This is a genomic window from Klebsiella sp. HN106, from assembly GCF_051209435.1.
Classification (GTDB): Bacteria; Pseudomonadota; Gammaproteobacteria; order Enterobacterales; family Enterobacteriaceae; genus Klebsiella; species Klebsiella oxytoca.
Genome location: NZ_JBLURD010000328.1, coordinates 1 through 247, shown reverse-complemented (window position 1 = coordinate 247; position 247 = coordinate 1). Strand labels below are relative to the sequence as shown.

General features: G+C 56.3%; 1 protein-coding gene. It reads right to left on the bottom strand.

Annotation, left to right across the window (positions count from 1 at the left end):
* Positions 1 to 247, bottom strand: a 247-nt coding sequence (locus tag ACSIPU_RS31415) for a hypothetical protein (protein ID WP_435322605.1), incomplete at both ends; no start/stop codon positions are given.

Here is a 247-nt window from a genome sequence, read left to right as displayed (position 1 = left end):
GGCCTCAGCATTTTATTATGGTGATCCCCTGGGCGAAATGCGCCTGGTAAGCAGAGTTTTTGAAATGTAAGGCCTTTGAATAAGACAAAAGGCTGCCTCATCGCTAACTTTGCAACAGTGCCCGCGAGCTTCTGCGCCTCGGTGACGCTCTCGGCAAAGGAATCCCAGGACATGACGGCCTCGATGGCGGCAAACGCATCGCGGCCTGATTGCTTGGCGTCGATCAGCGCCTGACCGATGCGCCCGT